The sequence below is a fragment of the Brevundimonas denitrificans genome (genome assembly GCF_030160755.1).
GTDB classification, from domain to species: Bacteria; Pseudomonadota; Alphaproteobacteria; order Caulobacterales; family Caulobacteraceae; genus Brevundimonas; species Brevundimonas denitrificans.
In genome coordinates this window covers 1-8,518 of record NZ_BSOY01000087.1, presented here as the reverse complement: position 1 = coordinate 8,518, position 8,518 = coordinate 1, and the positions used below count along the sequence as shown (strand labels likewise).

Here is an 8,518-nt window from a genome sequence, read left to right as displayed (position 1 = left end):
CGCGGCGCGGCGGCGACCGTCACCCGGTCGCCCTCGCCGAGGAAGCCGGCCCCGGCGACCACGACGCGCGAACCCGCCGTCAGCCCGTCGACCGCCGTCTGGTCCGCCGCGCGCGACAGGACCGTGACCGGCTGGAAATGGGCGCGGTTGTCGCCGCCGACGACGAAGACCCCGGCGCGGTTCTCACGATACAGCACCGAGGCGGTCGGCACGGTCACGGCCGGCTGGGCGCCGACCTGAATGCGGGCGCGGGCGAACATGCCGGGCCGGAAGCCGCCACCGGTGAGGGAGATTCGGGCCGTCCCCAACCGGTTCGCCGCATCGACCTCGGAGGTGACGATACGGACGCGGCCGGTGACTTCACCCACCTGGTCCGACGAAATCACGACCGTCTGGCCCGCGCGGACCAGACCCAGTTCGGTCTCCGGCACCTGGGCGTCCAGCTCAAGCCGGCCGTCGCGGACGATGCGGAACAGTTCGGTCCCGGCGCCCACGATCTGGCCGCGGGTGACGCTGCGGCGGATCACCTGGCCCGAGACGGGCGCCTTGATGGTGGCCTGCGCCAGACGCGTCCGCGTCTCGGACAGCGACGCCTGGGCGGCGGCGACATTGGCGGCCGAGGCGCGCTGGTTGGCCAGCGCCGTGTCCAGCGACGCCTGGCTGAGGAAGCCGCGTTCCTTGAGTTCCTGGGCCCGGTCCAGCGCCGCCTGGTCGCGGGCGGCGTTGGCCTCCGCGGTCTGCACCGCGGCCTGCTGCTGACGCAGCTGGGCGCGCAGCACGGCGTCATTCAGCTGCACCAGCGGCTGGCCCTGGCGTACCCAGGCGCCCTCATCGACGAAGACGCCCGTGGCCGTCAGTCCCCCGGTCTCGGCGCCCACCGGCACCTCTTCCCACGCCGACACCGTACCCGAGGCGGTGACGGTGCGCGGCAGGGTCTGCAAGACCGCCACGGCGATCGACACCGTCTGGCTGGAAGCGCCGCCGCCGCCCTTGGTCTCCGCCGTCTTGGCGGCCTCGTCGCCGCCGCAAGCGGCCAGGGTCAGACCCAGGGCCATCACGACCGCGCCGGCCAGGCTGTTCCGCACAATGTTCGCCACGTCTGATCCCCATGGACGCCGCGGAGGGGGGAGCCGCGCGTCTCGCGTTCGGGTCGCCCGTCCTGGGCGCCCCTGTCATCGGCCGTTGAATAGCGGTTTCGCGGTCGCTTCTCAAACGCCAAAGCGGGGCCTTACGCCGAAGTAATCCGCGCCGCAGGCGGTGGCGAAACGGCCGCGAGGCGCGCCTGTGACGGCGCGCGCGTTGGCGATCCGGTCCCGCCGTGCTACCGGCGCGGCCATGACGACCCCTCCCATCGAACGCATCCGCAATTTCAGTGTGGTGGCCCACATTGATCACGGCAAATCCACGCTTTCCGACCGGTTGATCCAATTCACCGGCGGGCTGACCGCGCGCGAGATGAGCGCGCAGGTGCTCGACTCCATGGACATCGAGAAGGAGCGGGGCATCACCATCAAGGCGCAGACCGTGCGCCTGAACTACAAGGCGAAGGACGGCCTCGACTACGTCCTCAACCTGATGGACACGCCCGGCCACGTCGACTTCGCCTATGAGGTCTCGCGTTCGCTGGCGGCGTGCGAGGGCTCGCTGCTGGTCGTGGACGCCTCGCAGGGCGTGGAGGCCCAGACGCTGGCGAACGTCTATCAGGCCATCGACAACAACCACGAGATCGTCCCGGTCCTGAACAAGATCGACCTGCCGGCGGCCGAGCCCGAGCGGGTGCGCCAGCAGATCGAGGACGTCATCGGCCTCGACGCCTCCGACGCCGTCCTGTGCAGCGCCAAGTCCGGCATCGGCATCGAGGAGGTGCTGGAGGCCATCGTCACCCGCCTGCCGGCGCCCAAGGGCGATCCGAACGCCCCGCTCAAGGCCCTGCTGGTCGACGCCTGGTACGACCCCTACCTCGGCGTCGTGGTGCTGGTGCGCATCTTCGACGGCGCCCTCAAGGCCGGCCAGCGCATCAAGATGATGCAGCACGGCTCGACCCATCTGGTCGACCGCGTCGGCGTCTTCCTGCCCAAGAACACCCCGGTCGACCAGCTCGGCCCCGGCGAGATCGGCTTCTTCACCGCCCAGATCAAGGAGGTGGCCGACGCCGCCGTGGGCGACACCATCACCGACGAGAAGAAGCCCACCGCCGAACCGCTCAAGGGGTTCAAGGACGTCCAGTCGGTGGTCTTCTGCGGCCTCTTCCCCGTCGACGCCGCCGATTTCGAGGACCTGCGCGCCGCCATCGGCCGCCTGCGCCTGAACGACGCCAGCTTCACCTATGAGATGGAATCCAGCGCCGCCCTCGGCTTCGGCTTCCGCTGCGGCTTCCTCGGCCTGCTGCACCTCGAGATCATCCAGGAGCGCCTCAGCCGCGAGTTCAACCTCGACCTGATCGCGACCGCCCCCAGCGTGGTCTACAAGATCGGCCTGCGCGACGGCTCCGAGATGGAGCTGCACAATCCCGCCGACCTGCCCGACGTCATGCAGATCCTGGAAATCCAGGAGCCGTGGATCAAGGCCACCATCCTGACCCCCGACGAATACCTCGGCGGCGTCATCAAACTGTGCCAGGACCGCCGCGGCTCGCAGATCGAACTCAGCTACGTCGGCTCCCGCGCCCTGGTGGTCTATGAGCTGCCGCTGAACGAGGTCGTGTTCGACTTCTACGACCGCCTCAAATCCATCTCCAAGGGCTATGCCTCCTTCGACTACGAGTTGTCCGGCTACAAGGTCGGCGACCTGGTCAAGATGAACATCCTCGTCAACGCCGAGCCCGTCGACGCCCTGTCCATGCTGGTCCACCGCGGCCGGGCCGAGATGCGCGGCCGCAGCATGGTCGAGAAGATGAAGGAGCTGATCCCGCCCCATCTGTTCGTCATCCCGATCCAGGCGGCCATCGGCGGCAAGATCATCGCCCGCGAAACCGTCCGCGCCCTGCGCAAGGACGTGACCTCGAAATGCTACGGCGGCGACGCCACCCGCAAGAAGAAGCTGCTCGAGAAGCAGAAGGCCGGCAAGAAGCGCATGCGCCAGTTCGGCAAGGTCGAGATCCCGCAGGAGGCCTTCATCGCGGCCCTGAAGATGGACGACGATTGATGGCGAGGCTGTTCGATGGTGTCCAAGCCAACATTTGCTGGATTTGCCGCGAACCGGGCGCGAACTCGAAGGAGCACAAGGTAAAGGCGTCCGATATCAAGCGCCAGTTTCGCGGCGCAGGAATGTTTGTCGCCGCGGAAGGGGAGCGTGGCCGTCCAGCCCAGGGGCCGGGGTCCAAGCATCTAAAGTTCCAAGTTCCGATCTGCCACACATGTAATACGACGCGCACTCAAAGCGCTGACAGGGCATATGACCGCGTGGTCCGCGCGGTTGAGCAGACGACTATCAACCAAAGTGAGATCGACGCGGCGGTTCAGGCCTGCCTTCGCCAAGGCGATGGCGGCGCATTTCGATATTTTGGCAAATTGCTCGGCTGCCAGATTGCGGATGCCGGTCATCCAATTCCCAGAAGGCTGGGTCGTTTCGTGGCGGGAGAAGTTCGCAATGCGCCGCTTCACCTATGGGCGCGGCCGGACGCGACCTACGCAGAGATGACGAGCGAGCGGGGCGGAGACATCCAATATGCCGCCCACGGCGGGCTTGTAATAATCACCAAGAAGCCGAAGTTTTTGCCCGTCGGATATGCATCAACGACCACAATTGGTCCCATCCAATTCCACTACCGCTATTCCTTTGGGATATTCGAGAAAGTGGCGATAAGGTCCTGTCGGGATTTCACCGCCGAGTGCGCGCGGGCGGTTGTGGAAACCCCAATGACGGCGTTGGACCATCGCAAGTATGGCTACACATTAAGCCCTGAGTGACACCTTCTCGAAGCCCAACGCTTGACCGCCTGTACGGCATTCACACCAAGGCAAGTTTCCTCGGCGATGGGCTGATCGATGCGCGGTCCTGACTGCTCGGCAACGTCCCCCCCGATTGACGGCACGCCGCCGCTCCCCTCTTGTGTCCGACCCTTCGACTTCGAGCCCGCCCCATGACCGACGCCGCCCAGACCCCCATCACCTTCACCGACAATCCGATGAACCCGCTGGAGGAGCTGCTCTACGCCGGTCTGGCGGACCCGGCGCAGATGGGGGCGTTCGAGCGGATCATGCTCGAGGCCGACCTCTACGCCGTGCCCGAGCCCGACGGCCCCGGCGGCGCCCCCGGCGACGAGGGCGCCAAGGTGCTGCGTCCCGGCGAGCAACTGATCCTGCGCGGCGTCGTCCTCAACGACGGCCGCAACACCGTGACCCTGTTCACCGACCCGCGCCGCGCCACCGAGATGTTCGGCCCCGACACCCGCATCCTGGCCATGAAGGGCCGCAACCTGCTGGACATGCTCAAGGACACGGTGATCCTGATGAACCCGGCCGGCGGCAAGGGGCTGATGATGGAGCCCGACCAGATCAAGGCCGTGCTGGAGCACGCCCCGCTGCCCTATTCGGTCCGCCCCTCGGGCCCGGTCGAGCTGGCCGACATCCCCGAGCCCAACCACCCGATCGCCCTGATCGGCCGCCTGACCGCGGCGTTCCAGGACATGAAGGTCGACGAGGCCTGGCTGGCCCGCGCCCGCTGGAGCGAAGCCCGGATGATGGGCTGGTTCCTCGACGTCCGCACCGACGCCCCCGCCGACGAGATCGCCGCCCTGTGCGAACGCGCCGTGCGCGGACTGGCGTTCGGGGGCGAGGTGTTTGATGTGAGCGTGAGCAAGCCGGGCGGCGAGAAGGGCGTGGGGGTGAAGGTCAGGTAGGGGGCGGGCCCTTCCGACCGGCCCACGCAGTTCAACCGAAGCGGCGAACCTGCCCTTGATTTCGCCTGCGGAAATCGAAATCGACTCCGCAATGAGCGATCAGAAGGCCAGCCCATGGGAAGGACTCAACTTGCCTCGCGCTTGTCTCGCGTGGGTGAAAGAGGTTGATCGGATCATGCTGGACGAGCTCTGCATCAGCCTTTCGGATGCGGGCGCGGATCGAGCGGATGTGCTCCGGTATTGGAAGTTTGATGAGAGCCCGGCTGATTTCGTTGATTGGTTCGGCGAGAAGTACGATTTGATCACAAGAGAGCAGTGGGATCCGTTCGGTATCGTTAGCCGTGCCATCCGACCCTAGCGCGCCGCGTCTCCGTTTCCTGCCCTACAGCCTACGCTCCGGCAAACTCACGCCGCCTCGACCAACTCTTCGTCGAGAGAGAGCTCATCGTCGTCAGGCGCGCTTGCGTCCTGATGGGCAATGCCGAAATGATCGGTGATCCACTTCCTAATTTCGGCTTGGCGGAGTTCGAGAAACTCATAGAACTCCTCTGTCGTTTTTTCTGGTCGGGTCAAAAGTTCAAATCCCGCCGGAGGGATGAACTGAAGGCGGTAGTTTTCCACCAGCGCTTGCTCGGCGAGGTTCTTCTTCGCCTCATTGATATGATTGCGCGGATCGGCGTTCAGCCAGCTTTTGTTGGTGCCGCGCTCAACAAACATCATGTTTAAGAGGGTATCGGCTTTGTCGACCTTTTTATCCCATCCGTTGAGGTGCTGAACGAATTTCGAGGGATAGATGTGGTGCTTCTCAGTCGTCATCGCGTCGGTTCGGAAGCCAACCTTGTGAGCCAGGACGACAGGGTCCCTTGGATCTCTTTGATTGATGCAGCACTGAATGAATTTGCCCACTGCTCCATCAAAGGATTTGTTGCGCAGCGATGGCGTTTGAGCTTGAGCGATCCAGTCTGGCCTGCTTCCGTTGCCGTCGATCCAAGCCACCATCTCTTTGAAATCTCGGGTCTGCTTGTTGTGAACGCCTTCTTGGTAACGCTGGGTTAGGGCGCTTGCGGCGAACCACAGCCTCAGCTTCCGGTGTGCTTCCGCAAGGTCCGGGCCAGTCAATCCTTTGTCTTTGACGTGTTGAAGTGCCCGAGCCATGGGCGCGTAAATGGCATCGTAGGGAACCAGTGACCCGGTGATGTTCAGCCCACACCCGAGGTTCGCCGTAAGAAACTCTCCCAAGTCCTCCAGTGCCAGAAAAGCCACCTTCTTGTGCTGAACATAAATGGGTGCAGTAATTTCCTTCGGCAGGTTTGACTTTTTTTGATCAACACCGGCAGACATGGCGATTGTCTGAAGCAGTATCTCTCCAGTGGAATCCATTTGAGGATAGTATTTCCCCTCTGATCGGAAATCATTCACCTCCTTCTGGAGGTCAATTTTCGACGGGAAGAGTGACGCGACAACCAATTCAAACGGCGTCAACATCTGGCCCGTTGTGTTGAGCGTAGTGAAGATTCGGCTGATCGCGCTGATCGACGTTTTCTCATCGATGTCGATGTGGGGAACACCGTCATTTTCATGCAAAGAAAAGTGAGGTTGCACCAAGCGGAGCATGAGGTTTTTTCGGCCGGGCTTGGCTTCTACATAATCACTGGAAGCAACATTGAAACTAATCGCATTAGTAACTATTGATGTGCAAAGTAGATCGTTGTTGATCAATAGAGAGCGAGGGTCCGTTACTGCATTTTTCGAAATTAGATATCCATCTTCAAAATCAATTGACGCACAAAAATCAGCAACAGAAGTTTCGCTTTCCAAATCAACAGACTGTTCCGTTACGAGTGCGTCAAGCTTGTTCAAATCAATGAAATATTGCCGTTTCCCAGATGGGTAAAAGAGATGTACACCGGACGTTAGCCGTTGTTGACCGTCCAGAACCAAGAAAGAAGTTTGCTTATCGACTGCTTCGACAGCGCTTCCGTTGAAAACCCGTGGGGCGAGTAGTTCTCCATTTCCTTGAAGGAATAGAAAACTGCCAATCGGGTATTTCAGGCGCAACGAGTCGTAGAGCTTGACGACTTTGTCGGGCCGCCACCGAAACGTGCGTTGGAACCCAGGAAGCTTCAGCTCCCCCTCATAGGCTTTTCGAACTAGGTCGCGGAAATTGCCAATAGTAGCGCCCATGTCGTAGCCCCCAGCCGTGCAAAAGGGGTAGCTCCTACTCCCCTGGGGTGGCAACCGTAGAACGACTCCTACCTTGAGTTAGTATGAGCAAAGCCGGCCGGGGAGTGTCAGTTTCGATCCCGATTCCGACACTCCGATTCCAGCCGCAGCGGGCGTTTGCGGCTCCTACCTCAGCAAGCTTCCCGGGCGCCCTAGACTCCCGGTCATGACCCGAGCCTATGTCGAAGCCCCCGCCAGCCACTATCGCCTGAGCCCCGAGACATGGGCTATCATCGGCGAGGAATACCGCAACGGCGCCATGGCCAAGGATGTGGCGGCCAAGTGGAAGACGTCGCCGTCGTCGGTGTATCGCCACGCCTGCCGGGACGGCTGGACCAAGAAGTCGATGGGCGATGCGCGGGCGCGGGCGCATGCGCGGATGGTGGAGGCCGAGGAGGAGGGGGCGCGGGCGCTGAATCCCGTCGGGACAAGGGCGCTGAAGAACCTGTTCGCCCCCGCCCCCGTCGACGACCCCGAGGCCGCCGATCCCGTCGCCCTGGCGCGGGCGGCGACGCTGGCGTCGGGGCGGGCGATGAAGGGGCGGCTGTGGAACGAGGCGAAGGCGCTGGCCGGGCTGGCCGAGAGCTATGCGCGGCTGGGCGAGCGGGCGCGGGGCGGGGGGCAGACGATCGAGACCATGGACCTGGGCCTGATCTTCGAGGTGCTGGCCGACGATGACGGCGTGGCGGCGCGGCGGCTGGCGTTCAACCCGGACCGGGTCGACGACCCCGACCGGGCCATCAAGGCAGAGTATCAGCGGCGGCTGGCCGAGGTGCGGCAGAACCAGACCCATCACCACATGGCCATGGTCCGCCGTATCCACGCGGCGGAGCGTCAGATCCGGGATCTGGGCGGTGAGGTCGTGGTCTCCCAATCCAGCTTCGACGCCATGGCCGAGGCGCGGGACTGGCTTCTGGAAGCGACGGAAGAACTGGAGGACGTCACCGTCACGCCCAGCCCGCCGCCGGGCGATCCGTGGAAGGTCGGGATGTGATCCCTCTAACGCTTCCTGAACCGCGTCGCCTCGGCCTTCAGGTTCGAGCCCCAGTCGGTGACGGGCTGGTCGGGCTCGGCGTGGAACGGAAGCGCGCCGGCGACGCCGCGCATGGCCAGCGCCAGCGGCAGGGCCCAGTGCGCCAGCATGCGCAGCGGCTTGCGCCGCGCGTCCGTGACGTCCCAGCCTTCAGCGGCGAAGGCCTCGGCCATGTCGGCGGGGTCGAGGCGCTCGATGGGGTCCCAATCGGCGGGTCGCTGGACGGCGGCGGCCTCGTCGGGGGTCAGGCCGAAGGCGGCGCGGGCGACGGCGTCGGCGGCCTCGGCGATCTCGGGGAATTCAGGCAGCTCGTCCGGGTCGGCGGCGCGCGGCTTCATCAGCGCCTTCAGCTCAAGGTCGTCGATGCCCGGCAGGTCGAGCAGGCGGCGGAGGGGCGGCTGGGTCATGCCGCCGTCTCTAGC

At 64.1% G+C, this 8,518-nt stretch carries 8 protein-coding genes; 5 read left to right on the top strand and 3 right to left on the bottom strand.

The annotated features are described in order from the left end of the window. Positions 1-1,097 (bottom strand): efflux RND transporter periplasmic adaptor subunit (locus tag QQJ79_RS13950; protein WP_284223525.1); only part of this gene is annotated, 1,097 nt, incomplete at its 3' end. Between the two features lie 238 nt (positions 1,098-1,335). Here QQJ79_RS13950 and lepA point away from each other — a divergent pair. The 4 genes from lepA (at position 1,336) to QQJ79_RS13930 (ending at position 5,198) form a co-directional block, all read left to right on the top strand. Then, positions 1,336-3,144: a translation elongation factor 4 gene (gene lepA, locus QQJ79_RS13945; RefSeq protein WP_284223524.1), complete on the top strand. Its 1,809-nt coding sequence runs from the start codon at positions 1,336-1,338 to the stop codon at positions 3,142-3,144. Then, the gene (locus QQJ79_RS13940) at positions 3,144-3,908 is read left to right on the top strand and encodes a hypothetical protein (RefSeq protein WP_284223523.1); all 765 of its coding nucleotides are present in this window, start codon (positions 3,144-3,146) and stop codon (positions 3,906-3,908) included. Before lepA ends, QQJ79_RS13940 begins: the two co-directional genes overlap by 1 nt. Positions 3,909-4,081: 173 nt before the next feature. After that, positions 4,082-4,840: an SseB family protein gene (locus QQJ79_RS13935; RefSeq protein WP_284223522.1), complete on the top strand. Its 759-nt coding sequence runs from the start codon at positions 4,082-4,084 to the stop codon at positions 4,838-4,840. Between the two features lie 91 nt (positions 4,841-4,931). Then, a complete protein-coding gene (locus QQJ79_RS13930; RefSeq protein ID WP_284223521.1) occupies positions 4,932-5,198 on the top strand; it encodes a hypothetical protein in 267 nt (88 codons plus the stop codon). Between the two features lie 47 nt (positions 5,199-5,245). Here QQJ79_RS13930 and QQJ79_RS13925 read toward each other — a convergent pair whose 3' ends face one another. Next, entirely contained in the window at positions 5,246-7,024 is a 1,779-nt protein-coding gene (locus QQJ79_RS13925; RefSeq protein ID WP_284223520.1) for a GmrSD restriction endonuclease domain-containing protein, read from the bottom strand. A gap of 205 nt (positions 7,025-7,229) precedes the next feature. On the opposite strand from QQJ79_RS13925, the gene QQJ79_RS13920 reads away from it, so the two are divergent. Then, on the top strand, positions 7,230-8,057 hold the full coding sequence (locus tag QQJ79_RS13920; protein ID WP_284223519.1) for a hypothetical protein: 828 nt from the start codon (positions 7,230-7,232) through the stop codon (positions 8,055-8,057). A 5-nt stretch (positions 8,058-8,062) separates the two neighbouring features. Here the strand turns inward: QQJ79_RS13920 and QQJ79_RS13915 are convergent. After that, a partial coding sequence (locus QQJ79_RS13915) for a hypothetical protein (RefSeq protein WP_431307604.1) occupies positions 8,063-8,518 on the bottom strand: 456 nt, incomplete at its 5' end.

Coding starts and splice junctions, on each gene's coding strand:
- QQJ79_RS13940 (WP_284223523.1), top strand. CDS start 3,144: ATGGCGAGGCTGTTCGATGGTGTCCAAGCCAACATTTGCTGGATTTGC.
- QQJ79_RS13925 (WP_284223520.1), bottom strand. CDS start 7,024: ATGGGCGCTACTATTGGCAATTTCCGCGACCTAGTTCGAAAAGCCTAT.
- QQJ79_RS13920 (WP_284223519.1), top strand. CDS start 7,230: ATGACCCGAGCCTATGTCGAAGCCCCCGCCAGCCACTATCGCCTGAGC.
- lepA (WP_284223524.1), top strand. CDS start 1,336: ATGACGACCCCTCCCATCGAACGCATCCGCAATTTCAGTGTGGTGGCC.
- QQJ79_RS13930 (WP_284223521.1), top strand. CDS start 4,932: ATGAGCGATCAGAAGGCCAGCCCATGGGAAGGACTCAACTTGCCTCGC.
- QQJ79_RS13935 (WP_284223522.1), top strand. CDS start 4,082: ATGACCGACGCCGCCCAGACCCCCATCACCTTCACCGACAATCCGATG.